We start from the raw sequence: 24,823 nt of genomic DNA on the forward strand, positions 1-24,823 counted from the left end.
ACCCCTGGGAGCCCGTGGCGCTGTGCGACACGCGTCAGACCTCTCGCGCTTTGAGGTCTTGCTCGATGGCGGCGTCCACGCTGAGGGTGTTGTCGATGCTGGCGCGCAGCCTGCCGCAGGCGTCCATCATCTGCTTGGAGAGGTCGACGCACTGGTTGAGCATGCGGTTGGGGCCGTCGTCGCGGAAATGGGAGTTCTTGAACGCCTCGCCCTCGGTGCCGCCGCCCCAGGGGGCCGCGGCCAGCGCCTCGACGACCGCGGCGACCAGCCGCTCGGACTCCTTCTCCCAGTCCTCGGCCATGGTGGTCCACTGGGAGATGCCCGAGTCCACGACGGGCTTGATGATCTGGGTGCCGTCCCAGGGCCTCATCGGCTGCCTCCCATGCGGTCGGCGAGCCGGGCCATGACGGTTTCGAGGTCGCCGCTCAGGTGCGCCTCGAAGTCCTCACGCGGGATCACCGGCTCGAAGATCTCGGTGACGCGCTCCTGGGCGCGCTCGGCGGCCAGCCGGGTGGTCTCGGCGATGGTGTCGGCGAGCTGACGGGCGTCGGGGCGGCGGTAGATGCGGGGGTCGAGATCGAGCCGGATCAGCTCGCCGCGCGAGCCGACGGTCACCGACACCAGGCCGTCCCGCGAGGTCTCGGTCACCTGGACGGCCTTGGCCTGCTGGTGCAGCTCCATGCCCACGTCCTGGATCTGGCGGAACATGTCGCGCAGCTCGTCGCCGTATGCCCGCATCCCCGCCACGTCAGGAGAATCCATGACACCCCCGCCCCAATGCCGCGTGTTTCTTACGTCACATCCACCTTTCAGGTCAGTTTCTGTCACATGAACAACAGGAGACAAGAGCTAATCCTCAAAAAGGCCCATTCTGGGGACTTATCGCCACAACTTCCTCGCGGAGCTCGGTGATCTCCGTCCGCGGGGCCCATGCCCGGTACACCCCCCGCTCGACCCGCTCCAGCCCCAGCGCGAGCGCCGCGGGCGCGGAGCCGCCCAGGTATTCGAGCAGGAGCAGGCCGTCCCGCTCGTCGTGCACCTGGAACCGCTCGCCCCGCCAGGTGCACTCCGTGGTCACGAACTGCAGGGACGCGCACTCGGTGACCGGCACCGTGCGGACGTGGCAGCCGGGCTCGACCTCCTCGAAGCCGTCGGCCGGGCCGGTGGTGCGCAGGCGTACCCACAGCTCCAGGGGGTGCGGCTCGGGGCTGGCCACGTAGTCGGCGCCCTGCCAGTGGGCGCGGTAGAAGTGCCAGGTCATGCCGCCGCCCTCCGGCCGATCAGCAGCCATCGCCGCAGGTCACCGTGGTAGAGCGCGCGCCGATGCTCGGTGCCCTCGTGGGTGAGCTCCCAGATCTCGGCGCCGTGCGGCAGGCCGACCCCGTACACCTTGTACTCGCGGATGACCTGGTCGACGTTGGGCACCAGGCCCATGCCCACGAACGGCGGCTCCTCGACCACCCAGCCGGCCACCGCGTCCCGGCCCCGCTCGTCGAGCCCGCCGTACGGGGTGCGGTAGAGGTCGAGGCCGACGGGATGCCAGCGCAGGATGTTCAGCGAGCCGTCCTCGGTCAGCATGTCGGGCTGCCCCAGCGCGTCGGCCAGCACCGTGGGCGTGGCGATGTGCGAGACGTCGAGGGCGTGGTGGCAGTAGCCGGAGACGCGCGGCTCGGCCGTCGCCAGCAGGTCGCCGATGTCGGACGGGGACAGCAGCTTCTGCACCACCGGCACCCCCGACCCGGGCGCGAGCCGCAGGTCCTGGACGAGCGTGGGCACCGCCAGCCTGGCCAGCGTCCCCGGCTCCAGCAGGAACTCGGCCCCGAGGCCCGGGTTGACCGCCAGGCCCCATCGCGGGTCCGGCCAGCCGGCCGCCAGCTCGGCGGGCGAGACGATCCGGCAGTGCGTGGCGAGGCCGCCGGTCGCGGTCACCATCGCCTCGACCGAGGTGAAGGCCGGCACCCACGTACGGCCGGAGTCCGTGGCCGTCGCCCAGGCGGGCGGCTCGGTCCCGGCCGCCGCGGCGGCGGTGATCGGCAACGCCAGGTCGGCGTCGCGGAGCAGGCCCAGGCACAGGGCGATCTGCCCGTCCTGGTGAGCCGCCCACAACTGTTCCTCGAACGGCGTGGCCGGCAGATGATCACTGGACGTCATCCGCCCAGTCTGCCCGCTACAACTCCAGGCGTACGCCGTAGGAGGTCAGCCAGACGTTCAGATCCAGCGCCAGCTCCAGGCCGTACCTGCTCATCGTGGTCGTCACCTTCTCGGCCGGCGCGAAGGCGGCCTCGCGGACGGCGTCGGCGTCGAGCAGCTGCAGCACCGGGGCGTCCTTGTCGGCGGCCAGCTCGCGCAGCGCGTCCCGGAGCGCCTGCTCGTAGCCCACGTCCTGGGTCACCGGGTACGGGGCCTTGACCCGGCGCACGATCGGCTCGGGCAGCAGGTCGGCCCCGGCCGCCCGCAGCAGGCTCTTCTCCCTGCCGTCGAACGTCTTCATCGACCAGGGCGTGTTGAACACGTAGTCGACCAGCCGGTGGTCGCAGAACGGCACGCGCACCTCCAGCCCGACGGCCATGCTCATCCGGTCCTTGCGGTCGAGCAGGAAGGGCAGGAAGCGGGTGAGGTGCAGGTAGCAGATCTCGCGCATGCGCCGCTCGCGGGCGTCCTGCCCGGCCACGTGGGGCACCTCGGCCAGCGCCGTACGGTAGCCGTCGGCGGTGAAGGCGTCGAGGTCGAGCTGCCGGATCAGCGACTTGTCGAGCATGTCGGTCGGCTGCTGCTCGCGCATCACCATCGCCAGCCACGGGAAGGTGTCGGCCTCGACCGTCTGCGGCAGGTGGAACCAGGCGTACCCGCCGAAGATCTCGTCGGCGGACTCGCCGGACAGCGCCACGGTCGAATGCTCGCGGATGGCGCGGAAGAGCATGTAGAGGGAGGAGTTCATGTCGCCCAGGAAGCTCGGCGCGTCCCAGGCCCGGACGACCGAGGCCCGCAGCTTCGGATCGGCCAGTTCCGCCGGCCCGAGGATGATGTCGGTGTGCTCGGAGCCGACGTGCTCGGCCAGCATCCGCACGAACGGCCGGTCCGGGTCGCCGCGGTACTCGTCGGCCCGGAAGTGCTCGGCGTAACCGGCGTAGTCCACGGCGAAGGAGCGGATCGGGCCGTGCGTCCTGGCCAGCGCGGTGACGACGCTGGAGTCGAGGCCGCCGGAGAGCAGCGTGCAGAGCGGCACGTCGGAGACCAGCTGCCGGCCGACGATGTCGTCGAGCAGCTCGCGCACCGTGCGTACGGTCGTGTCGAGGTCGTCGGTGTGCTCGCGGCCCTCCAGCGACCAGTAGCGGCGCAGCCGCGTGCCCTGCCGGCCCACGCGCAGCAGGTGGCCGGGCGGCAGCTCGCACAGGCCCTTGTAGACCGACCGCTCCCGGACGGTGGCCATGCTGAGGAGCTGCCGCAGGCCGTCGAGGTCGACCACGGGCGGGGCCAGCGGGTTGGCCAGGATCGCCTTGGGCTCGGAGCCGAACAGCACGCCGCCCGGCAGGGGGTAGTAGAACAGGGGCTTGATGCCCATGCGGTCGCGGATCAGCACGAGCTCCTGCGCGCGCTCGTCCCAGACGGCGAAGGCGTACATGCCGTTGATCCGGTCGGCGACGCCCTCTCCCCATTCCAGGTAGCCGCGCAGCACGACCTCGGTGTCGCTCCTGGTGCGGAAGCGGTGGCCCTTGGCGGCCAGCTCCTCGCGCAGCTCGCGGAAGTTGTAGACCTCGCCGCTGTAGGTGATGACGGCCAGGCCCTCGGCCTCGATCGGCATGTGGCCGCCCTCGACGTCGATGACGGCGAGCCTGCGGTTGCCGAGCGCGGCGTGCGGTTCGAGGTGGAGGCCCTGGTCGTCGGGGCCCCGGCAGCTCATGGTCGCGGTCATGGCGAGGGCGGTGGCCCGTTCGCTGGTCAGGTCGCGGTCGAAGTCCACCCATCCGGCGATGCCGCACATGCGAGGGTCCTCTCAGACGCAGTCCTGGTGCTGCCCGGCGTCGGTCTGACAACTTGCCTGACGCCCTCGCAACATAACCGCGCGGAGCTGATCGGTCCATACCCGATCAAATGCCCCCAAAAGCGGTCTGGGCCCGCACCTCCGAGAGGTGCGGGCCCAGACGCGGGCTGCGTGAGATCAGGCGGGAACGATGTTCTCGGCCTGCGGGCCCTTCTGGCCCTGCACGACGTCGAAGGCCACCTTCTGGCCCTCGGTCAGCTCACGGTAGCCACCGTTGGAGACGATGTTGGAGTAGTGGGCGAAGACGTCGGCGCCGCCGCCGTCCTGCGCGATGAAGCCGAAGCCCTTTTCCGAGTTGAACCACTTCACGGTACCGGTAGCCATAACGATCTCCTTCAGATGACGTGCAGAGACGGGATCCGCACCGCGCGGATCCCCGTGTCGCCGCGATGAGCCCATCCCGGAGATGACCGGAAAACAAAAACGCACCTGAAGTTCAGCTAGGTCAGGTGCGCACAAAGTCTTTTATGGGTACCACAACTGCAACAGGATTAAAGCTAGCACACGGTCTGCTCCAGTGGCAAACGCGGGACGGTTCACCGCGGATCGCGGCGCAGCGGATGGCCGGGCGGCACCTCCACCAGGACGATGCGATGGCCGTCGGGGTCGGCGATCCACATCTCGACCAGGCCCCACGGCTCAAGCCGCGGCTCGCGCAGCACCGTGACGCCCGCCTGACGCAGGCGCTCCTCCTCGCGCCCGACATCGCGCACCTGCAACCAGATCGACAGCGTGCCGCCGGTCGCGGGGCCGTCGGAACGCCCGGCGACCTCAAGGAAACCCTGGCCGAGGAAGAACACCACGCCGGGATCGTCGTCGGGGCCGAACTCGCGGTAGACCGCCAGGCCGAGGGTGTCGGCGTAGAAGCGGCGGGTCCGGCCGGGGTCGCTCGGCCGCAGGAGCACGCGGCTGCTCAGCACGTCCACGAGGTCATCGTAGGCCGCGGCGGGCGCGGTGGCCCGGATCCGCCGGACGCACGTCGTGGCCCCGGAACCCGTCATGGGGTTCCGGGGCCACGCATCCTGACGTGTCTGGCGGGACTTGGCTCACGCGGGCCCGTCAGGCGTTCGGGGGCTGGTCGCCGAGCCGGCGCTGGAGGTCGGCGATCTGCCGTTCCAGGGCCGCGACCTGCCCGGACCTGGGGTCCGCGGGCGGGCTGAACTGGCCGTAGCGCACCGACCTGGTCTGGTCGCCGCCGGGCTGCTGGGGAGAGGACTGCTGGGGAGAGGGCTGGTGGAAGTGGGCGTCCGGGGCCGATCCGTACGGGCTCGCGGCATGGCCGTTCGCGCCGTACCCGCCGGGGCCGTACCCGTCGCCGCCGTAGCCGTCGCCGCCGTGGCCGTACGGGCTCTGGGCCTGCTGCATCGGCTGCATCGGCGGTGAGAGCTGGGCCTGCGCCGCGGGGAGCTGCTGCCACGGGGGCGGCGGCACCGCGCCGTACCCGGGCTGGGGCGAGACGATGGCCGGCTGGGGCCGCCGGCGTCCGCGCAGGACCTTGACCACGACCGCGACCAGCACCAGGAGCAGCAGCACGCCGCCGGCGATCAGCACCCACATGAGGATCGGCTTGGGCGTCTCGTCCTTGCCGGCGGAGATGGCCTGCTGGGAGTCGCTGATGTACTTGGCCACGTACGGGTGGTTCGGGAACAGCGCCTGGACCTCGCGGAACTTCGGCAGCGCGTCGGAGTAGTAGCGCCGGAAGAAGTCGTTGAGCGCCTCGTTGTACCGGGTCGTCGTGATGGCCTGGGCGGGCTTGACGTTCTTCTCGCCGAGCTTCTCCTTGATGATGCCGACCGGCAGGACGAAGCTCTCGCTCTCCGACGCCTCGCCGCCCTCGCTCACCGTGCCCGCGATCAGCATGCCGACGACCTTGCCGTCCTTGCTGAACACCGGCCCGCCGGAGTTGCCGTGGTAGGACGGCGCCTGCGTCTGGATGTACGGCACGCCGGTCTGCGTGGTGCGCTTGGCGTTGTACGGGCCCTCGGTCAGGGCCGGCTCCAGCTTCGACTCCAGGCTGAAGAACGGCGTGTTGGTGACCAGGCCGGGGAAGCCGCTGATGTAGAGCGTGTCACCGGTGCGCACGTCGGCGTCGTCGCCGAGCGGCACGGTCGGCAGGTTCTGCTGGCCGTTCACCTTGAGCAGCGCGAAGTCCTTGCCCGGGTAGCTCTCGCCCACCGACACCAGCTCGGCCGGGACCGCCTTGGCCGTCTTGTCCACGCCGCCGCCGGGCAGGCTCTGCATGACCGACAGGCTCTGCTTGAGGTTGCTGAGCTGCATGTGGGTCGAGTTGAACGTGACGTAGATCTGCTGGGCGAGCTTGAGGATCTCCTCGTCGTTCTTGAGGTCGCCCAGGCCGCTGATGATCTCCTTGGCGTCCTGCTTGTTGAACTTGGCCAGCGCCTGCTGGGCGAAGAGCTGGCTGAGCTCGGTCTCGCCGACCTGGACGCAGTGCGCCCCGGTGACCATGTAGCCGTCGGGGGTGACCCACCAGCCGGTGCACATGCCGCCGACCTCGGCCTCGACCGTCCGCATCGGCGTGGTCGAGGACACGTAGGTGTCCACGTTGGCCGCGATCTGCTGGAAGACCCACTTGCCGATGCTGCGCTCGTCCGAGGAGATCTTGCCGGACTGAACGGCGGCGACGGCTTCCTGGACGATCTGGTTGTAGGCCGCCTCGTTGATCGTGTTGGACGGGACGGACACCGTCGCCGTGTAGGTGAAGCTGGTCAGCTGCACCGCGGGCTGCGTACGCGCCGCCAGCCAGGTGCCGACCGGGACGTCGGGCCGCTCGTCGGGGGAGTCGTCGGCGGCCGCCGGCAGCGCCGGCAGCATGACCGCCGCGACGACCGCCGCACCCGCGGCGACCCTCATCAGCCTTTTCCTGAAATATCCGCTCACAGGCGGAAATGATGAGTTAGCCCTCTTGTTCCTGGCTTGGAGCCGACTGGGAGCCTCCTCCAAGCCCTGCCAGAACCTGGGGCGTCAGGGCGCCGAGGGGGCGGTGACCACGGTGAGGTCGGCGTCGAAGTCGCGGTCGAGGGGGAAGACCGGCCGGGCCAGGCGCTCGTACGGCAGGCGCTGCAGGTCCTGGTCGACCCCGCCCGGCGTGAGCGCCAGCAGCCAGTCGCCCGCCGCGTCGAACAACTCGGGCTCCAGGTAGCCGATCTTGACCGTCACCAGGTCGACGTCGTCCACCTGGACGCCCAGCCGGGCGTAGGAGGCCAGCTCGCGGTACTGCATGCGCCGGGAGGTGACGAACACGCTCAGACCGCCCACCCGCACGCTGACGCACAACCCGCCGTCGGGGTCGTCGGCGACCGCCTCCAGCACGCCCTCGATCGGCAGCGGCCCCGGCTCGCGGGCGTCGATCCGGCCGCCGACGCGCAGGCTGACCGGCGAGCCGGGCGCGAGGCCGGCGAGCCGGGCCACGGCCTCGGGGTCGACCAGCGAGGCGTACACCGCGCGGACCGAGCCGCCGGCGATCTCTGGACGGGCCAGCATGCGTTCGAGGGCGAAGGTGACGTCGTCGGCGCCGCCCGCGCCCGGGTTGTCACCCGAGTCGCTGATGAAGAACGGGCGCCGGGCCGGGTCCTTGACCGCGGTCAGCGCCTGGTCGAGGCATTCGTCCATGGAACCGGTGGGCGCGACGAAGGTGAACGCGTCGCGCGCCGCCCAGAACTGCTCGCCCAGCTCGCGGGCGGCCTCGGCGGTGGCGGCGGCGTCGGTGCCGGTGGCGACGACCGCGCCGCGGCAGCGGGGCTCGTCGGCCCAGGCGAAGCCGATCCAGATGGCCGCGTCGATCACGCCGTCCCTGGCCTCGATCTCGGGGACGCGGGCGTAGAGGCCCTTGGCCGGCTCGACGCGCGTGCTGGTCATCTCGCCGGGCAGCAGGATCGGCACGTGCACGAGGGCCTTGTGCGGACGCTGCCCGCGGCGCAGGGCCGCCACCAGGTTGCGCGCGGCGCGCTCGCGGGTCTCCCAGACGTCGACGTGCGGGGCGGTGCGGTAGCAGGTGAGCAGGTCGCAGCCGTCGAAGAAGCGGTGGGAGACGTTGCCGTGCAGGTCCATGGCCGCCGAGACGAACGGCTGCCCGCCGGTCACCGAGCGGACCACCGTGATCAGGTCGCCCTCGGCGTCCTCCAGCCCGACCACGCTCATCGCGCCGTGGATGTCGAGCAGGACGCCGTCCACCGGGCCCGCGGAGGCCAGCCCGGCGGCGATCTCGGCCGCCCAGGCGTCGTAGGTCTCCCTGGCCACGGCCCCGCCGGGCAGGGCGCGGGCGTGCACGAGCGGGATCCACTCGACGTCGGCCGCCCACGGCTCGGCGAGCCAGCCGTACCGCGCCAGCAGGGCGTCACCGCGGGTGACCTCGAAGTCGGCGGCGGTGCTCAGGTGCGGGGAGAAGGTGCTGGACTCGATGTGCACGCCGCCGACGGCGACGCGGAGGGGACGGGACACGGGCGGGGGACTCCTTGCCTAGGAGGGACGGACGTCGGCCGAGGCACGCACGAGATGCCCGAGGCCGATCAGGGCGGCGTCCGGGCCGGCGGCGCTGGCCTCGATGGACAGTGACTGGGTCATGGACGGCAGGCAGCGCTTGTAGAGCATGCTCCGGGCGGCGGCCACGTAGACGTCGAGGCTGGACAGCGCGCCGCCGATGACGACGGCGTCGGGGTTGAGGAAGTTGACCAGGCCGGACAGGGCGACCCCGAGCAGCTCGCCGGCGTGGCGTACCAGGGTCACGACGGACGGCTCGGCGTCGACGGTGGCGGCGACGACGTCGCGCGGAGTGCTGACCCGCAGGCCGCGATCCTTGAGCTGGCGGACCAGGGCGGCGCCGCTGGCCACCGTCTCCAGGCAGCCGCGGCTGCCGCAGGAGCACTCGCGCTCGCCGCTGTCGGCCACCCGCACGTGGGTGACGTCGCCGCTGAGGCCGCGGCCGCCGCGGTAGATCTGGCCGCCGCTGACCAGGCAGCCGCCGATGCCGGTGCCGGCCTTGACGTAGATCATGTCGCCGGGGTCGCGGCCCCGGCTGACGTACTCGCCGATGGCGGCGGCCTTGGCGTCGTTGTCGACGACGGCGGGCACGCCGAAGCGCTCTCTCAGGTGGGTCTGGGCGTCGAAGCCGCTCCAGCCGGGCATCCGGGCCGGGCCGATCAGCCGGCCGTGCGGGTACTCGACCGGGCCGGGCAGCGCGACGCCGATGCCGAGCAACGCCTGGCCGGGGGCCATGGCCGTGCTGAGCTGCTCGTACGCCCGCCAGATGGCGTCGAAGACCTGGCCGGGCCCTTCCGCTATGTCGGTGGCGATCTCCCGTACGGCCAGCAGCCGGCCGTCGGGCGCGCACAGCCCCACGCGCGCGTGCTGGGCGCCCAGCTCGGACACCGCGAAGGCGCCGGGGACGTCGCGCAGGCGCAGGATCCGCGGCCGCCGCCCGCCGGTGGAGCGGCCCACGCCCTCCTCCAGGATCGCGCCCTCCTCCAGCAACCGCCGGACCACGCTGGAGACCGTGGACGGAGCCACCTGGAGGGTCTCCACCAGATCGGCGCGCGACGTCGCCGCACCGCTGGCCAAGAGGCTGAGCGCCTGCTCACGCAGGTTGGCGGGACTCGATGGCTCCGGCATGCCGCTCCTCTTTCAGGCCGGTTCCCCGGCAGGCCCGTCGTCGCAACAGAGCCCCATCATGAGGCACCGGCGACTTCGACTCTAAACCGAAACAAGTCTGCGAACAAAGCGTCTTAGTTCCGTTGACTTCATACGGGACCATCTATACATTCTCCGCATTGAACGCACCAGGCCCCCGGTAAGCGCAGGGCGCCGTGCGACGTCAACCGAGGAGATCCCATGGGGAGCAGATTCCACCGGCGCGGGCTCCGCGGCACCGGCGCCCTGGCGGGCGTGCTGGCCCTCGGGCTGGCGCTGACCGCGTGCAGCGGGTCCGCCGGCGGCGCGCAGAAGGGCGCCCAGAGCGGGGGCCAGAGCAAGGACGGCGTGACCGTCGCCCTCAGGACCCCGAACTGGATCCTGCCTATCTCGGCACCCGGCTTCACCCAGGGCGAGAACGTCATCTTCGGCTCCGCCCAGTACCGCCACCTGTACGAGTACCTGCTGGACGGCTCGGCGAAGTACAACATCGACCCCGGGCGCTCGATGGCCGAACCGCCCGAGGTGAGCGACGGCGGCAAGACGCTGACGATCACGCTGAAGGACAACACGTGGTCCGACGGCAAGCCCGTCACCACCCGTGACATCCAGTTCTGGTGGAACCTCGTCACCGCGAACAAGGACAAGTGGGCGTCCTACCGGGAGGGCGGCTTCCCGGACAACATCGCCGAGTTCAAGGTGAAGGACGACAAGACCTTCTCCGTGACGACCACGAAGACGTACAACACCGGGTGGTTCGTCGGCAACCAGCTCAACCGCATCGTGCCGCTGCCCCAGCACGTCTGGGACAAGGACTCGGCCACGGGCAAGGTGGGCGACCTCGACACCACCCCCGAGGGCGCCAAGAAGGTCTTCGACTTCCTCACCGCCGCGTCGAAGGACCCCAAGACGTACGCGACCAACGAGCTGTGGCAGGTCAACAGCGGCCCGTGGAAGCTGGAGAAGTACGTGCCGAACGGCGAGGTCGTCCTCACCGCCCGCGCGAACTACTCCGGCAGCGACAAGCCGAAGCTCAAGTCGGTCACGCTGCGCCCCTTCACCAGCGACGACGCCGAGTTCAACGTGCTGCGCGCCGGCCAGATCGACTACGGCTACGTGCCGCCGGCCAACCTGTCGCAGCAGAAGTACCTGGAGTCGAAGGGCTACCAGATCGCCCCCTGGTACGGCTGGTCCATCACCTACCTCCAGCTCAACTTCAACAACCCCGACTCGGGCCCCCTGTTCAAGCAGCTCTACCTGCGCCAGGCCCTGCAGTCGCTCATCGACCAGCCGACCATCAGCAAGGCCATCTGGTCCGGCATGGCGGCCCCGACCTGTGGCCCCGTCCCGGCCAAGGCCGGCACGAACGGCTCCAGCGAAGGCTGCGCCTACCCCTTCGACCCGGCCAAGGCCAAGCAGCTCCTGGAGAGCCACGGCTGGCAGGTGACCCCTGACGGCCAGACGACCTGCCAGAAGCCGGGCACCGGCGCCGACCAGTGCGGCGAGGGCATCAAGTCCGGCGCGGAGCTGGCCTTCACCGTCACCAGCCAGACCGGCTTCGCCGCGACGACCAAGATGTTCGCCGAGATCAAGTCGCAGATGGCCAAGCTGGGCATCCAGCTCACCATCAAGGAAGTGCCGGACTCGGTCGCGGTCACCCCGGCGTGCAAGTCGGCGGACTCCAACTGCTCGTGGGACATGTCGTTCTTCGGCTCGCAGGGCAGCTGGTACTACCCGGCCTTCCCCAGCGGTGAGCGGCTGTTCGCCACCGACGCCCCGGTCAACCTGGGCAGCTACAGCGACCCCGAGGCCGACAAGCTCATCGAGGCCACCCAGTTCGCCGACGACGAGGCGACGCTCAAGGCGTACAACGACCGGCTGGCCCAGGACCTGCCGGTGTTGTGGATGCCGAACCCCGTCTACCAGATCTCGGCGTACCGCGCCGGGCTCCAGGGCGTCACGCAGGACCCGATGAACAACATGTTCTTCCAGGACTGGTCCTGGAAGAGCTGAGACCGTCCCCGACTCCGGCGGCCCGTGCGGGGGTCGCCGGGGTCCCTGGAACAAGGAGGGGCCCCGCGTGGCCCGGTATCTGATCACCCGCTTGGGCCAGGCCCTGATCATCGTCGTGCTGGTCACGATGATCACGTTCGTCATCCTGCATCTGCTGCCGGGCGGCGCGGCGCGGGCCACCCTGGGCAAGGACGCGACGCTGGCCCAGCTCGCGGCGTTCGACCACGAGATGGGCTACGACCGCCCCTGGATCCAGCAGTACGTCATGTTCGTCGGCCGCCTCCTGCGCGGCGACCTCGGCTACTCCTTCCAGCTCAACCAGTCGGTGGCCGAGGCCATCGGCCAGCGGCTGCCCAAGACCATGGTGTTGTCGTTGTTCTCGACGATGCTGGCCGTCGTCGTCGCCATCCCGCTCGGCGTCGTCCAGGCGATGCGGCGCAACCGGTGGCCCGACTACACGATCACCACCCTGTCGCTGCTGGCCTACGCCACGCCGATCTTCTTCATGGGTCTCATGATGATCATTCTCTTCTCGCAGGTCTGGCCGATCCTGCCGCCGGAGGCCTCGCAGGGGTTCACCCTGGGCGAGGTGCTGGCCGACCCGGCCGGGCTCGTGCTGCCCACCGTCACGCTCGCCATCGTGACCGTCGCCGTCTACTCGCGGTACGTGCGCTCCTCGATGGTCGACAACCTCAACGAGAACTACGTGCGCACCGCCCGTAGCAAGGGCCTGTCGGAGGCGCGCGTCGTCGCCCGGCACACGCTGCGCAACGGCCTGTTCCCGGTCATCACCCTGCTCGGGATGTACCTGCCCGCGCTGTTCAGCGGCGCCCTGGTCGTCGAGGCCCTGTTCAACTACCCCGGCATGGGCCAGCTCTTCTGGCAGGCGGCGCTGAAGCGGGACTTCCCGATCCTGTTCGGCGTCACCCTGATCATCGCGATCGCGACCGTGCTCGGCGCCCTGCTCGCCGACCTGCTGTACGCCGCCGTGGATCCGCGCGTACGGCTCAGGACGGCGGCCCGCTCATGACCGCGCCCGCCGAGGCGACCGGCACGCCGGTCCCCGCCGACGAGGCGCCCGTACGCGGCCAGTGGCGCCAGGCGCTGACCGTCTTCGCCGAGAACCGCCTCGCCCTGCTGGGCCTGGTCATCTTCATCGTGCTGGGCGGCCTGTGCTTCCTCGGCCCGCTGTTCTACCGGACCGACCAGGTGCACACCGACCTCGCCTCGGTCTACCTGGCCCCCGGCACCCCGGGCCACCCGCTGGGCACCGACGGCGTCGGCTACGACCAGCTCGGCCGCCTGCTGCTCGGCGGGCAGACGTCCATCGTGGTCGGGCTGGCCGCCGGCGTGCTGGCCACGGTCGTGGGCACGATCTGGGGCGCCATCGCCGGCTTCACCAGCGGCTGGGTGGACGCGGCCATGATGCGGGTGGTCGACGCGATGATGTCGATCCCCTCGCTGTTCCTGTTCATGCTGATGGCGACCATCGTCACGCCGACCGTGCCGATGCTCATCCTGATCATCGGTGCCTTCGCCTGGCTGGGCCCGGCCCGGCTGGTCCGCGGCGAGGCGCTGACCCTGCGCTCGCGCGAGTACGTCCAGGCCATGCGGTCGATGGGCGGCACCGGCGGCCGGGCCGTACGGCGGCACATCATCCCCAACGCCATCGGCACCGTGATCGTCAACGCCACCTTCCAGGTCGCCGACGCCATCCTGTACGTCGCCTACCTGTCCTTCCTCGGCCTCGGCGTGCCGCCACCCGCGGCGAACTGGGGCGGGATGCTCTCCGACGGCCTCGCCAACACCTACAGCGGCTACTGGTGGCTGCTGTACCCGCCCGGGATCGCCATCATCCTCATCGTCCTCGCCTTCAACTTCATCGGCGACGGGCTGAGGGACGTCTTCGAGGTCCGCCTCCGGCGGCGCTAGGAGGAACGGAACATGAGCCCTTTGCTGCGCCTGCGCGACGTCAGCACCGACATCCCGCTGCGTCAGGGCGTCGTGCACGCCCTCGACCACGTCAACCTGGAGGTGCGGCAGGGCGAGACGCTCGGCATCGTCGGCGAGTCGGGCAGCGGCAAGACCATGACCGCCCTGTCGGTCATGGGCCTGCTGCCGTCCGGCGGCCGCGTCGTCGGCGGCGAGATCCTGTTCGAGGGCCGCGACCTGCTGTCCCTGCCGCCCGCCGAGATGCGCAGGATCCGCGGCGTCGAGATGGGCATGGTGTTCCAGGACCCGCTCACCTCGCTCAACCCCACCATGCGCATCGGCGCCCAGGTCGCCGAGCCGCTCCGGGTCCACCAGGGCGTCGGCAAGGCCGAGGCGCGCGAGCGGGCCGTGGAGATCCTGCGCCGGGTCGGCATGCCGCGTCCCGACAAGATCGCCGACGCCTACCCCCACCAGCTCTCCGGCGGCATGCGCCAGCGTGTGGTCATCGCCATGGCCCTGGTCTGCTCGCCCCGGCTGCTCATCGCCGACGAGCCGACCACCGCCCTCGACGTCACCACCCAGCGCCAGATCCTGGAACTCATCGACGACCTGCGCGAGGAGTTCCAGATGGCGGTCATCCTGGTCACCCACGACCTGGGCGTGATCGCCAGCCGCGCCGACCGGGTCGCCGTCATGTACGCCGGCCGCGTGGTGGAGGCCACGACCACCGCCGAGCTGTTCCGGCAGCCGCGCCACCGCTACACCGAGGCCCTCATGGAGTCGCTGCCCGGCGCGGCCGAGCACGACAACGGCGCGCTCTACAGCATCCCCGGCCTGCCGCCGGACCTGTCCCGGCCGATGACCGGCTGCCGGTTCGCGCCCCGCTGCCGCTTCGCGACCGAGGAGTGCCGGACCACCGACGTGACCCTGTCGGACGGCGAGCACCAGCACGCCTGCCTGCACCCGGTGCTCCAGCCGCGGGTGCGCGCCGAGGCCGCCGCGCCGCGGCCCGACCGGGCCGGGCCGCAGGCCGAGGCCGCGCCGATCCTGTCCGTCCGCGACCTGGTCAAGAACTACGACGGCACGGGCTCGATGGGCCGCAAGGCGCCGCAGGTCAGCGCGGTCGCGGGGGTCGGCTTCGACGTGCGCCCCGGCGAGACGTTCGGGCTCGTGGGCGAGTCGGGCTGCGGCAAGTCGACCGTGGGCCGGCTGATCGTCGGCCTGGAGGAGCCCACCTCCGGGCAGATCGTGGTGGACGGCGCCGACATCGCCACGCTCGACCGGCGCGCCCGCCGCGCCATGCACCGGCGGGTCCAGCTCATGTTCCAGGACAGCTACGCGGCGATGAACCCGCGCATGCGCATCGACTCCATCCTGGCCGAACCCCTGGAGATCCAGCAGGCCGGCGACCGGGCCGGCCGCCGCTCCCGCATCGGCACCCTGCTGGACCAGGTGGGCCTGCCGCGACGGGTGCTCGACCGCTACCCGCACGAGTTCTCCGGCGGCCAGCTCCAGCGCATCGGGCTGGCCAGGTCGCTGGCCCTGGAGCCGCGGCTGATCGTGTGCGACGAGCCGGTGAGCGCGCTCGACGTCTCCATCCAGGCCCAGGTGCTCAACCTCATGCGCGACCTCCAGCGCGAGCTGGGCCTGTCGTACGTGTTCATCAGCCACGACCTGTCCGTCGTGGACTACATGTCGGACCGGATCGGCGTCATGTACCTGGGCAAGCTCGTCGAGGTCGGGCCCGCTCGCGACGTCGTCAGAGCCGCCCGGCACCCGTACACGCAGGCGCTGATCGAGGCCGTGCCGTCCGCCGAGCCGGGCGTGGCGCCGCGCACGAGCGTCGCCATCAAGGGCGAGCTGCCCAGCGCGCAGAACCCGCCCTCGGGATGCCGGTTCAGGACGCGCTGCCCGCTCGCCCAGGAGATCTGCGAGACCGAGCCGCCGCTGGCGGGCGGCGAGCACCAGGTGGCCTGCCACTTCCCGCTGCGCACGGCGGAGTGAGGCCCAGGCTCGCAGGTCGCGGCCGTCAGCGGAGGGGATGGGCGCCCGGGTGCTCGTCCCACCACTGGCGGAAGGTGGGGTTGTCGTCGATGTGGTCCTCGAAGGCGGCGGCGAGCCCGCGGTAGATGGCCGCCGCCGCGTCCGCGCCGATCAGGTCCCTGCGCCAGGCCATGACCAGGTGCCCGACCTGCGGCTCGCCCACCAGCGGCCGGACGGCGGTGCCCTCGGGCACCGGCCAGGTCGGGTCCACCAGGCGCACGCCCAGCCCGGCGGCGACCAGCGGACGGCCGGCGCCGCTCGGGGCGTCGTAGCGCACGTCCGGCTCGAAGCCGGCGGCCCGGCAGGAGGCGCGCAGGGCGGCGAGCGAGCCGTCGTCGGCGCCGGGCGGGCTGATCCAGCGCTCGTTCCTGAGGTCGGACAGGTGCACCTCGGCCTGCTCGGCCAGCGGGTGCCCGGCGGCCATGGCCACGAAGATGGGATACCTGGGCACCAGCGTGCGGGTGACGACCGGCGGCGTGAGGGTGACGTCGAACCCCTCGATCATGCCCATGAGCGCGGCGTCGAGCTGGCCGTGGGTGAGCGCGTCGGCGAGCTGCACGCTGGACGGCTCGATGCGCAGGGAGATCGACCGGCCGGGTAACGCCTCGCCGACCCGGTCCACCACGCTGGCCACGCACGCCAGGTGGCTGCACCCGAGCCGCAGCCCGGTGACGGCCGGGTTCGCATCGTGCAGGTCGCCGAAGAGCGAGTCGATCTCCGACAGGACGATCCGGGCGCGGGCGACGACCTGACGTCCGAGCTGGGTGGGTTCGACGCCGTTGCGGCTGCGGGTGAACAGCTCACCGCCCACCATCTCCTCGATCCTGCGGAGCTGGGTGGTGATCGCCGGTTGGGACAGCCCGAGGCGCGCGGCCGCTTTGGTGACGCTGCCGGCCTCGGCGATCGTACAGACCATTCGGAGATGCCGGAGATCCAGGTCCATAGCTCAGGATTATGTGACATGTGATGGCTCTTGGCGACGTATTGGGAACGCCCATAGGCAACACTTATGCGGCGTCGTATGACCACGCCCTCCGGACGGACCGCACACTCGTACCCGACCTCGCATCCATGCGGATACCCCCCGGAGGTTCTTGTGCGCAAGGTCCTGCACGGCTGGCGGCTGATCGTTCCCCTGGCCGCGTTAGCCCTACTCCCACCGTTCGCCGCGACACCGGCGAGCGCGGCGGCCGAACCGCCCCCGGCCGCCCGCCTCGCGGTCCCGGCCGACGACACCCCGCACGTCGCCAAGTCCCGGCTCGACACCCGTGACCGGGCGCCCCAGCCCGCGGCCAAGGACGCCCTGCGCCGCGACTACGACGAACCCGCCACCCGGCCGGAGCACGCCAGACCGTCGGCGCGCAAGGGCGTCGCCGCGGCCGCCGCGTGCAACGTCTCCGACTTCACCAGCCGCACCGGCAGCGCCCTGGTCCAGCAGATCAAGGCCAGCGCCACCGACTGCGTCAACACCCTGTTCAACCTGACCGGCACGGACGCCTACAACGCCTTCCGCGAGGCGCAGATGACGACCGTCGCCTACGCCCTGCGCGACAACTCGGCGAACTACCCGGGCGACAACAGCACCGCCACGGCCCAGCTCGTCCTCTACCTGCGGGCCGGCTACTACGTCCACTGGTACAACTCCGGCGACGTCGGCTCGTACGGCCAGGCGCTCACCACCGCGATCCGGTCCGGCCTGGACGCCTTCTTCGGCAGCTCCCGGTCCTCGACCGTCAGCGACGCCAACGGCGAGGTGCTGGGCGAGGCCGTCACCCTCATCGACAGCGCCGAGCAGAACGACCGCTACCTGTACGTGGTCAAGCGCCTGCTCGACGGCTACAACAGCTCCTACGACGCGTCGTGGTGGATGCTCAACGCGGTCAACAACGTCTACACCGTGCTGTTCCGCGGCCACCAGGTGCCCGCGTTCGTCAGCGCCGTGCAGGCCGACCGCAGCGTCCTCGACTCCCTGAACTCCTTCGCCACGAACCACCTGAACCTGCTCGGCACCGACCGCGGCTACCTCGCCTCCAACGCCGGGCGCGAGCTGGGCCGCTTCCTGCAGCACACGGCGTTGCAGGCCACCGTCCGGCCGCTGGCCAAGAACCTGCTCGGCCGCAGCTCCATGACCGGTGCCACCGCGCCGCTGTGGGTGGGCGTGGCCGAGATGACCGACTCCTACGACAAGGCCAACTGCTCCTACTACGGCACCTGCGACCTGGCGGCCCGCCTGGCGGCCAGCGTGCTGCCGATCACCCACACCTGCAGCGCCAGCATCAGGATCCGGGCCCAGGAGGTCACCGCCGGCCAGCTCGCCGCCACCTGCGCCAGCCTGGCCAACCAGGACGCCTTCTTCCACAACCTGGTCAAGGACAACGGCCCGGTCGCCGGCGACAACAACACCACGCTGGAGGTGGTGGTCTTCGACTCCAGCACCGACTACCAGACCTACGCCGGCGCGATGTTCGGCATCGACACCAACAACGGGGGCATGTACCTGGAGGGCAACCCCGCCGCCGCGGGCAACCAGCCCAGGTTCATCGCCTACGAGGCCGAGTGGCTGCGCCCCGACTTCCAGATCTGGAACCTCAACCACGAGTACACCCACTACCTCGACGGCCGGTTCGACATGTACGGCGACTTCACCGCCGGGGTGAGCACGCCGACCATCTGGTGGATCGAGGGCTTCGCCGAGTACGTCTCCTACTCCTACCGCAAGGTCGTCTACGACGCGGCGATCACCGAGGCGGGCAACCGCACGTACGCGCTGAGCACGCTGTGGAACACCACCTACGACCATGACACCACCCGCATCTACCGGTGGGGCTACCTGGCCGTCCGCTACATGTTCGAGAAGCACCCGGCCGACGTCGCGACGCTGCTCGGCTCGTACCGGACCGGCGCGTGGAGCACCGCCAGGTCGTTCCTGACCAGCACGATCGGCAGCCGCTACGACTCCGACTGGTACACCTGGCTCGCCGCCTGCGCGGCCGGGGCGTGCTCCGGGGGCGGCACCGGCAACCAGGCGCCCACCGCCAACTTCACCTCCACGGCCAGCGGGCTGACGGCCGCCTTCACCGACACCTCCACCGACTCCGACGGCACCATCGCCGCCCGCCGCTGGGACTTCGGCGACGGCGCCACCTCCACCGCGGCCAACCCGTCGCACGCCTACGCGGCGCAGGGCACGTACACCGTCACGCTGACCGTCACCGACAACGGCGGTGCCACCGCGACGGCGTCGAAGCAGGTCACGGTGTCGACCGGCGGCGGCTCGACGCCGGAGTGCACCGCCTCCGACACCCGCAAGCTCGACAAGAACTGCAAGCGCAGCAACCTGTCGGCCACCCAGGGCAACTACGCCTACCTCTACATCTACCTGCCCGCGGGCACGGCCAGGCTGACCATCACCGCCTCCGGCGGCACCGGGAACGCCGACCTCTACTACAACGCCGCCACCTGGGCCACCACCTCGGCCTACACCCAGCGCTCCACCGCGTCGGGCAACGCCGAGACCCTGGTGATCAACAACCCGCCCGCCGGCTACAACTACATCAGCCTCCACGCCGCGCAGACCTTCTCGGGCGCGAGCGTCAAGACCGAGTACTAGACCGTCCGGGCGCCGGGGCCGGCGAACCCTCTCCCGCCGGTCCCGGTCCGGGCCCTCTCACCTCACTGGAGTGATCCGTGACTCTCCGTAACGTGCTGACCGCGGGGCTCCTGCTCGGCGTGGCGGCCTGCGGCGGCGGCAAGGCCGCCACCCCGGCGACGGCGGCCGGGGGCGGGACCCTGACGATCCTGTCCAACCAGGACTTCTCCCACCTGGACCCGGCCCGCAACTGGACGATGCCCCAGATGGACTTCGGCATCCGGCTGCTCTACCGCACCCTCACCACCTTCAAGGCGGGCAGCCACGAGATCGTCCCGGATCTGGCCACCGACCTGGGGACCGCCTCCGAAGGCGGCAAGGTGTGGACCTTCACCCTCAAGGACGGCGTGAAGTACGAGGACGGCACCCCCGTCACCGCGAAGGACATCAAGTACAACGTGGAGCGTTCCTTCGCCCCCGAGCTGCCCGGCGGCCCCAACTACGCCCAGCTCTACCTGGCCGGCGCCGACGGCTACAAGGGCCCGCTGAAGGGCAGGCACCTGGACTCGATCGAGACCCCCGACGACCGGACCATCGTCTTCCGCCTCAAGCGGCCGGTCGCCGAGTTCTCCTCCACGGTGACGCTGCCGACGTTCGCGCCGGTGCCGGCCGCGAAGGAGACCGGCGCGCAGTACGACAACCGGCCCTTCTCCTCCGGGCCGTACAAGATCGAGCGCTACGACCGGGGCAAGGAGATGGTCCTGGTGCGCAACCCGCACTGGTCGGCGGCCACCGACCCGGTGCGCAAGGCCGCGCCCGACCGCATCGTGGTCAAGCAGGGCCTGCGGCAGGGCGTGATCGACGACCGGCTCATCGAGAGCAGGGGCGAGGACGCCACCTCGATCGCCTACACCGACGTCAGCGCCGCCAGCCTGGCCAAGATCCTGCCCCGGCCGGACGTGAAGTCCCGGCTGGTCAACGCCATGTCGGGATGCACCGACATGATCGGCTTCAACACCTCCAAGCCGCCCTTCGACGACCTGAAGGCCCGGCAGGCGGTGCACTTCGCCCTGGACAAGCAGGCACTCCAGACCGCCGCCGGCGGCCCGGCCATGACCTCGATCGCCACCTCCTACCTGCCGCCGGCCCTGTCGGGCGGCACGCCGCAGGACGTGTTCCACCTCCCGCCGGCCGGGGACGTCGAGAAGGCCAAGGCCCTGCTGGGCGGCAGGACGCTGAACGTCCGGATGACGATCTCGACCGGCGACAAGGCGCTCGGCGAGGCCGTGCAGGCGTCGCTGAAGCGGGCGGGCGTCGAGGTCGTGCTCACGCCCGTCGATCCCTCGGTCTACTACGACACCGTCGGCGACACCGCCAAGACGCCCGACCTGTTCACCTACGGCTGGTGCCCCGACTACCCGTCCGGGGCGACGTTCCTGCCGCTGCTGTTCGACGGGCGCACGATCGTCGAGAAGGGCAACTCCGGCAACGTCTGGCAGTTCCGCGACGAGGCGGTGCAGAAGCGCATCGACGAGATCCAGGCCATGAGCGATCCGAAGGCCGCCGAAGCCGCCTGGGTCGACCTCGACCGGCAGGTCATGCAGTCCTCGCCGGCGGTGCCGTACGCGTGGGACCGCAAGCCGATCCTGGTCGGCAAGGACGTCTCCGGCGCGGTGGGCCATCCCGTCTGGTCCGGGCAGCTCGACTTCGCCGTCCTGGGGGTGCGGCAGAAGTGAGGAACGGCTACCCCGGATACCGGCGGAGCCGGACATGACGGCGACGGTCGTCACGGCGAGCCCGCCCGCCCGGCTGGTCAGGAAGCGCCTGCTGGGCGGTGCCGCCGCCCGGTTCGCGCTGGTCGTGGTGACGGTCCTGGTGCTGGTCGCGCTCGCCGCGCCGCTGCTCACCAAGGTGAACGGCTGGCCGCCGGACGCCTTCGACCCTTCCGCGATCGACCAGGAGCTGGCGGGCGTGCCCAAGGGGATGCTGGGCGGCGTCAGCGGCGAGCACTGGCTCGGCGTCGAGCCCGTCAACGGCCGCGACGTGTTCAGCCGCATCGTGTACGGCGCCCGCGTCTCGCTGATGGTCTCCACCCTGGCGACGCTGGTGTCGGTGCTGCTCGGCACCGTGTTCGGGCTGCTGGCCGGCTACCTCGGCGGCTGGGCGGACGCGTTGATCAGCCGGACCATGGACCTGCTCATGTCGTTCCCGAGCCTGATCTTCATGATCGCCCTCATCTCGGTCATGCCCGACGGCGACCGGATGGTCCTGCTCGTGTGTGTGATGGGCGGGTTCGGCTGGCCGTACATCGGGCGGATCGTGCGCGGGCAGGCGATCTCCGTCAAGCACCGCGAGTACGTGGACGCCGCCCGGGTCGGCGGCGCGCTGAACGGCGTCATCGTCTTCCGCGAGATCATGCCCAACATCACCGCGCCGATCCTCGTGTACGCGACGCTCGCGGTGCCCGCCAACATCGGCACCGAGGCGGCGCTGTCGTTCCTCGGGGTCGGGGTGCGCCCGCCGACCGCCTCCTGGGGGCAGATGATCCAGGAGGCGATGCTCTGGTACGAGGTCGACCCGATGTACCTGCTCGTCCCCGGCACCTGCCTGTTCCTGACGGTGCTCGCCTTCACCCTCCTCGGCGACGCCCTGCGCGACGCCATCGACCCCAAGGGGGCGGCACAGTGACGTCGTACCTGGCCAGAAGGGCCCTCGCGGTCGCCGGCGTGCTGCTGGTGATCTGCGCGGTGACCTTCGTGATCTTCTACGTGCTGCCGTCCGACCCGGCGGTCCAGGCGTGCGGCAAGACCTGCACGCCCGAGCGGGTCGCCGAGGTGCGCGCGCAGATGGGGCTGGACCGGCCGTTGTGGGAGCAGTTCGGCGGCTACGTCGCGGGCATCGTCGCCGGACGCCCCGGCTGCCACGTGCCCTGCCTCGGGTTCTCCTACCAGAACGCCCTGCCGGTCTGGGACCTGCTGATCGACCGGCTCGGCGCCAGCGCGTCCCTGGCGGTCGGCGCGGCCCTGCTGTGGCTGGCCGTGGGCGTCACGGTCGGGGTGGTGTCGGCGCTGCGCCGGGGGAGCGCCCTGGACCGGACGCTGATGATCGCCACGCTGACCAGCGCGTCCCTGCCGGTCTACTTCGTGGCGATGGTGCTGCTCCTGCTGGTGGTACGGGTGACCGGGCTGCTGCCCTACCCGGCGTACGTGCCGCTCACGGACGACCCCGCCGCCTGGGCCGGCAACCTGATCCTGCCCTGGGTCACGCTGGCCGCCCTCTACGCCGCCATGTACGCCCGGCTCACCCGGGCACAGATGATCGAGACGATGGCCGAGCCGTACATCAGGACGGCCCGCGCCAAGGGCCTGCACGAGCGGACGGTCGTCGCCAAGCACGGCATGCGCGCGGCCATGACCCCGGTCGTCACCGTCTTCGGCATGGACCTGGGCGGCCTGCTGGCCGGCGCGATGATCACCGAGACCGTGTACGGCCTGCCCGGCGTCGGTCGGCTCGCCTACGACGGCATCGTCAAGTCCGACCAGCCGGTGATCCTCGGCACGACGCTGCTCGCGGCCTTCTTCATCGTGCTGGCCAACCTGCTCGTGGACCTGGTCTACGCGGTCATCGACCCCAGGGTGAGGTATTCGTGATCCTTTCCGTGCGCGACCTGTCCGTGAGCTTCGGCGACGTCCGGATCGTGGACGGCGTGTCGTTCGGCGTCGAGCGGGGGCGGACCCTGGGCGTCGTCGGCGAGTCCGGGTCCGGCAAGTCCGTGACCGCGCTGTCGCTGCTGGGGCTGCACCGCCGGGCGACCGTCGCGGGGTCGATCGAGCTCGACGGGGAGGAGCTCGTCGGAGCCCCGGCCGAACGCCTGCGCCGGCTGCGCGGCAGCGCGGTGTCGATGATCTTCCAGGATCCGCTGTCGTCGCTGCATCCCTTCTTCACCGTGGGGGAGCAGATCGCCGAGGCGTACCGGCTGCACCGCCGGGCCGGCCGGCGGGCGGCCCGCGAGCGGGCGGTTGACATGCTGGCCGAGGTGGGCATCCCGGAGCCGCGGCGGCGCGCCGGGGAGCATCCGCACCGTTTCTCGGGCGGCATGCAGCAGCGGGTGATGATCGCGATGGCGCTGGCCTGCGAGCCGGGCGTGCTGATCGCCGACGAGCCGACGACGGCGCTCGACGTGACCGTCCAGGCGCAGATCCTCGACCTGATCGCGCGCATCCAGCGCGAGCGGGGGCTCGCGGTCGTCCTGATCACCCATGACCTGGGCGTGGTGGCGCGCATGGCCGACGACGTCCTGGTCATGTACGGCGGCCGGACCGTGGAGCACGCCCCGGCCAGGGAGATCTTCAAACGGCCGCTGCACCCGTACACGCGGGCCCTGCTGGACTCGGTGCCGGGCGCGGCGCCGCCGGACGTGCCGGCGGGTGCGGCCGCGGGCCGGGCGCGGCTGCGGGCGATCGCGGGGGCGCCGCCCTCGCTGCTCGCGCCGCCGCCGGGCTGCCGGTTCCACCCGCGCTGCCCGGCCGCCGTGGACGTCTGCGCGACCACGCGCCCGCCGCTCGCCGGCGACCCCCACCGGGTCGCGTGCCACCTGGAAGGAGCCGACCACTGATGCTCTCCGTGCGCGACCTGCGGATGACCTTCTCCGGACGCCGCGGGCAACGGGTCCGGGCGGTGGACGGCGTGAGCTTCGACGTGCCGGAAGGCCAGGCGCTCGGCCTGGTCGGCGAGTCGGGCTGCGGCAAGTCCACCACCGGGCGCATGATCGTGCGGCTGCTGGAGCCCACCGGCGGGACCGTCACCTTCGACGGCCACGACATCACCCACCTGGGCCCCCGGGCCCTGCTGCCGATGCGCGGCCGGCTCCAGATGATCTTCCAGGACCCGTTCGCGTCGCTCAACCCGCGCCACACCGTGCGGCAGATCGTCGCCGGGCCGCGCCGGACGGTCGACCGGGACGGCGTCGTCGAGCTGCTCCGGCTCGTCGGCCTGGACGCCGAGCACGCCGACCGCTATCCCCACGAGTTCTCCGGCGGCCAGGCGCAGCGGATCGGCATCGCCCGCGCGCTCGCCTCCCGGCCCCGTCTGGTCGTCTGCGACGAGCCGGTCTCGGCGCTGGACGTGTCCATCCAGGCCCAGATCGTCAACCTGCTCGCCGACCTGCGGGCCGACCTCGGGCTCGGCTACCTGTTCATCGCGCACGACCTGTCGGTGGTGCGGCACATGTGCGAGACGGTCGCCGTCATGTACCTGGGCCGGATCGTGGAGACCGGCTCGTCGGACACCGTCTACTCCGATCCCGCCCATCCCTACACGCGCACGCTCCTGTCGGCCGTGCCGGTGCCCGATCCGGAGGTGGAGGCCACCCGGGAGCGCATCGTCCTGCACGGCGACCCGCCCAGCCCGCTCGCGCCCCCGCCCGGCTGCACCTTCCATCCCCGCTGCCCGAAGGCGCAGCCGTTGTGCCGGACCGAGCCGCCCGTGCTCACGACGGTGAGGGGACGGCAGGTGAGCTGCCACTTCCCCGAGGAGTGAGCAGGCCCGCGTAGGGGCCCTGT

General features: G+C 71.2%; 21 protein-coding genes. 10 read left to right on the forward strand and 11 right to left on the reverse strand.

What is annotated here, in order from left to right:
- Nucleotides 1–34: 34 nt before the first annotated feature.
- From ABZ444_RS32490 to ABZ444_RS32535, 10 genes are all read right to left on the reverse strand, one after another.
- Nucleotides 35–370, reverse strand: a complete 336-nt coding sequence (locus tag ABZ444_RS32490; RefSeq protein WP_358005168.1) for a hypothetical protein — start codon at nt 368–370, stop codon at nt 35–37.
- Entirely contained in the window at nt 367–762 is a 396-nt protein-coding gene (locus tag ABZ444_RS32495) for a YbaB/EbfC family nucleoid-associated protein (protein WP_358005171.1), read from the reverse strand. The genes ABZ444_RS32490 and ABZ444_RS32495 overlap by 4 nt, the downstream gene beginning before the upstream one ends.
- A 94-nt stretch (nt 763–856) precedes the next feature.
- Complete coding sequence (locus tag ABZ444_RS32500) at nt 857–1,291, reverse strand: hypothetical protein (protein ID WP_357983693.1); 435 nt, start codon at nt 1,289–1,291, stop codon at nt 857–859.
- Nucleotides 1,258–2,151 (reverse strand): SseB family protein, encoded by an 894-nt coding sequence (locus ABZ444_RS32505; RefSeq protein WP_358005174.1) that lies wholly within the window; start codon nt 2,149–2,151, stop codon nt 1,258–1,260. Before ABZ444_RS32505 ends, ABZ444_RS32500 begins: the two co-directional genes overlap by 34 nt.
- Before the next feature lie 16 nt (nt 2,152–2,167).
- Complete coding sequence (gene asnB, locus ABZ444_RS32510) at nt 2,168–3,982, reverse strand: asparagine synthase (glutamine-hydrolyzing) (protein WP_358005177.1); 1,815 nt, start codon at nt 3,980–3,982, stop codon at nt 2,168–2,170.
- Nucleotides 3,983–4,159: 177 nt separating this feature from the next.
- Nucleotides 4,160–4,366, reverse strand: a complete 207-nt coding sequence (locus tag ABZ444_RS32515) for a cold-shock protein (RefSeq protein ID WP_055509312.1) — start codon at nt 4,364–4,366, stop codon at nt 4,160–4,162.
- Between the two features lie 212 nt (nt 4,367–4,578).
- Nucleotides 4,579–4,968 carry a VOC family protein gene (locus ABZ444_RS32520; protein ID WP_358005292.1) on the reverse strand — a complete coding sequence of 130 codons (390 nt, stop codon included), beginning with the start codon at nt 4,966–4,968 and terminating at the stop codon, nt 4,579–4,581.
- A 133-nt stretch (nt 4,969–5,101) separates the two neighbouring features.
- A complete protein-coding gene (locus tag ABZ444_RS32525) occupies nt 5,102–6,913 on the reverse strand; it encodes a serine protease (RefSeq protein ID WP_358005180.1) in 1,812 nt (603 codons plus the stop codon).
- A 111-nt stretch (nt 6,914–7,024) separates the two neighbouring features.
- Nucleotides 7,025–8,500 (reverse strand): M81 family metallopeptidase, encoded by a 1,476-nt coding sequence (locus ABZ444_RS32530; RefSeq protein WP_358005183.1) that lies wholly within the window; start codon nt 8,498–8,500, stop codon nt 7,025–7,027.
- A gap of 18 nt (nt 8,501–8,518) precedes the next feature.
- Nucleotides 8,519–9,667 carry an ROK family transcriptional regulator gene (locus ABZ444_RS32535; protein WP_358005186.1) on the reverse strand — a complete coding sequence of 383 codons (1,149 nt, stop codon included), beginning with the start codon at nt 9,665–9,667 and terminating at the stop codon, nt 8,519–8,521.
- 219 nt (nt 9,668–9,886) lie between these two features.
- Here ABZ444_RS32535 and ABZ444_RS32540 point away from each other — a divergent pair, with 219 nt between their 5' ends.
- The 4 genes from ABZ444_RS32540 (at nt 9,887) to ABZ444_RS32555 (ending at nt 15,634) form a co-directional block, all read left to right on the forward strand.
- Nucleotides 9,887–11,698, forward strand: coding sequence for a peptide ABC transporter substrate-binding protein (locus ABZ444_RS32540; RefSeq protein WP_358005189.1), 1,812 nt, complete (start codon nt 9,887–9,889; stop codon nt 11,696–11,698).
- A gap of 67 nt (nt 11,699–11,765) precedes the next feature.
- Nucleotides 11,766–12,728, forward strand: a complete 963-nt coding sequence (locus tag ABZ444_RS32545; RefSeq protein WP_358005192.1) for an ABC transporter permease — start codon at nt 11,766–11,768, stop codon at nt 12,726–12,728.
- Nucleotides 12,725–13,630, forward strand: coding sequence for an ABC transporter permease (locus ABZ444_RS32550; RefSeq protein WP_357983670.1), 906 nt, complete (start codon nt 12,725–12,727; stop codon nt 13,628–13,630). The genes ABZ444_RS32545 and ABZ444_RS32550 overlap by 4 nt, the downstream gene beginning before the upstream one ends.
- Before the next feature lie 12 nt (nt 13,631–13,642).
- Nucleotides 13,643–15,634, forward strand: coding sequence for an ABC transporter ATP-binding protein (locus tag ABZ444_RS32555; RefSeq protein ID WP_358005195.1), 1,992 nt, complete (start codon nt 13,643–13,645; stop codon nt 15,632–15,634).
- Between the two features lie 25 nt (nt 15,635–15,659).
- Here the strand turns inward: ABZ444_RS32555 and ABZ444_RS32560 are convergent, their stop codons facing one another.
- On the reverse strand, nt 15,660–16,616 hold the full coding sequence (locus tag ABZ444_RS32560; protein ID WP_358005198.1) for a LysR family transcriptional regulator: 957 nt from the start codon (nt 16,614–16,616) through the stop codon (nt 15,660–15,662).
- A 153-nt stretch (nt 16,617–16,769) separates the two neighbouring features.
- Between ABZ444_RS32560 and ABZ444_RS32565 the strand changes: the two genes are divergently transcribed.
- From ABZ444_RS32565 to ABZ444_RS32590, 6 genes are all read left to right on the forward strand, one after another.
- Nucleotides 16,770–19,283: a collagenase gene (locus ABZ444_RS32565; protein WP_358005201.1), complete on the forward strand. Its 2,514-nt coding sequence runs from the start codon at nt 16,770–16,772 to the stop codon at nt 19,281–19,283.
- Between the two features lie 77 nt (nt 19,284–19,360).
- The gene (locus ABZ444_RS32570) at nt 19,361–20,998 is read left to right on the forward strand and encodes an ABC transporter substrate-binding protein (protein WP_358005204.1); all 1,638 of its coding nucleotides are present in this window, start codon (nt 19,361–19,363) and stop codon (nt 20,996–20,998) included.
- Between the two features lie 34 nt (nt 20,999–21,032).
- Nucleotides 21,033–21,950, forward strand: coding sequence for an ABC transporter permease (locus tag ABZ444_RS32575; RefSeq protein ID WP_358005207.1), 918 nt, complete (start codon nt 21,033–21,035; stop codon nt 21,948–21,950).
- Entirely contained in the window at nt 21,947–22,912 is a 966-nt protein-coding gene (locus ABZ444_RS32580) for an ABC transporter permease (protein WP_358005210.1), read from the forward strand. The genes ABZ444_RS32575 and ABZ444_RS32580 overlap by 4 nt, the downstream gene beginning before the upstream one ends.
- Nucleotides 22,909–23,877 carry an ABC transporter ATP-binding protein gene (locus ABZ444_RS32585; protein WP_358005214.1) on the forward strand — a complete coding sequence of 323 codons (969 nt, stop codon included), beginning with the start codon at nt 22,909–22,911 and terminating at the stop codon, nt 23,875–23,877. The genes ABZ444_RS32580 and ABZ444_RS32585 overlap by 4 nt, the downstream gene beginning before the upstream one ends.
- Entirely contained in the window at nt 23,877–24,800 is a 924-nt protein-coding gene (locus tag ABZ444_RS32590) for an ABC transporter ATP-binding protein (RefSeq protein WP_358005217.1), read from the forward strand. Before ABZ444_RS32585 ends, ABZ444_RS32590 begins: the two co-directional genes overlap by 1 nt.
- Nucleotides 24,801–24,823 lie beyond the last annotated feature (23 nt).

The organism is Nonomuraea sp. NPDC005730 (genome assembly GCF_040630865.1).
In the GTDB taxonomy this organism is placed as follows: domain Bacteria; phylum Actinomycetota; class Actinomycetes; order Streptosporangiales; family Streptosporangiaceae; genus Nonomuraea.

Coding starts and splice junctions, on each gene's coding strand:
- ABZ444_RS32535 (WP_358005186.1), bottom strand. CDS start 9,667: ATGCCGGAGCCATCGAGTCCCGCCAACCTGCGTGAGCAGGCGCTCAGC.
- ABZ444_RS32560 (WP_358005198.1), bottom strand. CDS start 16,616: ATGGACCTGGATCTCCGGCATCTCCGAATGGTCTGTACGATCGCCGAG.
- ABZ444_RS32555 (WP_358005195.1), top strand. CDS start 13,643: ATGAGCCCTTTGCTGCGCCTGCGCGACGTCAGCACCGACATCCCGCTG.
- ABZ444_RS32495 (WP_358005171.1), bottom strand. CDS start 762: ATGGATTCTCCTGACGTGGCGGGGATGCGGGCATACGGCGACGAGCTG.
- ABZ444_RS32590 (WP_358005217.1), top strand. CDS start 23,877: ATGCTCTCCGTGCGCGACCTGCGGATGACCTTCTCCGGACGCCGCGGG.
- ABZ444_RS32525 (WP_358005180.1), bottom strand. CDS start 6,913: ATGAGGGTCGCCGCGGGTGCGGCGGTCGTCGCGGCGGTCATGCTGCCG.
- ABZ444_RS32505 (WP_358005174.1), bottom strand. CDS start 2,151: ATGACGTCCAGTGATCATCTGCCGGCCACGCCGTTCGAGGAACAGTTG.
- ABZ444_RS32500 (WP_357983693.1), bottom strand. CDS start 1,291: ATGGCTGCTGATCGGCCGGAGGGCGGCGGCATGACCTGGCACTTCTAC.
- ABZ444_RS32515 (WP_055509312.1), bottom strand. CDS start 4,366: ATGGCTACCGGTACCGTGAAGTGGTTCAACTCGGAAAAGGGCTTCGGC.
- ABZ444_RS32550 (WP_357983670.1), top strand. CDS start 12,725: ATGACCGCGCCCGCCGAGGCGACCGGCACGCCGGTCCCCGCCGACGAG.
- ABZ444_RS32575 (WP_358005207.1), top strand. CDS start 21,033: ATGACGGCGACGGTCGTCACGGCGAGCCCGCCCGCCCGGCTGGTCAGG.
- ABZ444_RS32540 (WP_358005189.1), top strand. CDS start 9,887: ATGGGGAGCAGATTCCACCGGCGCGGGCTCCGCGGCACCGGCGCCCTG.
- ABZ444_RS32490 (WP_358005168.1), bottom strand. CDS start 370: ATGAGGCCCTGGGACGGCACCCAGATCATCAAGCCCGTCGTGGACTCG.
- asnB (WP_358005177.1), bottom strand. CDS start 3,982: ATGTGCGGCATCGCCGGATGGGTGGACTTCGACCGCGACCTGACCAGC.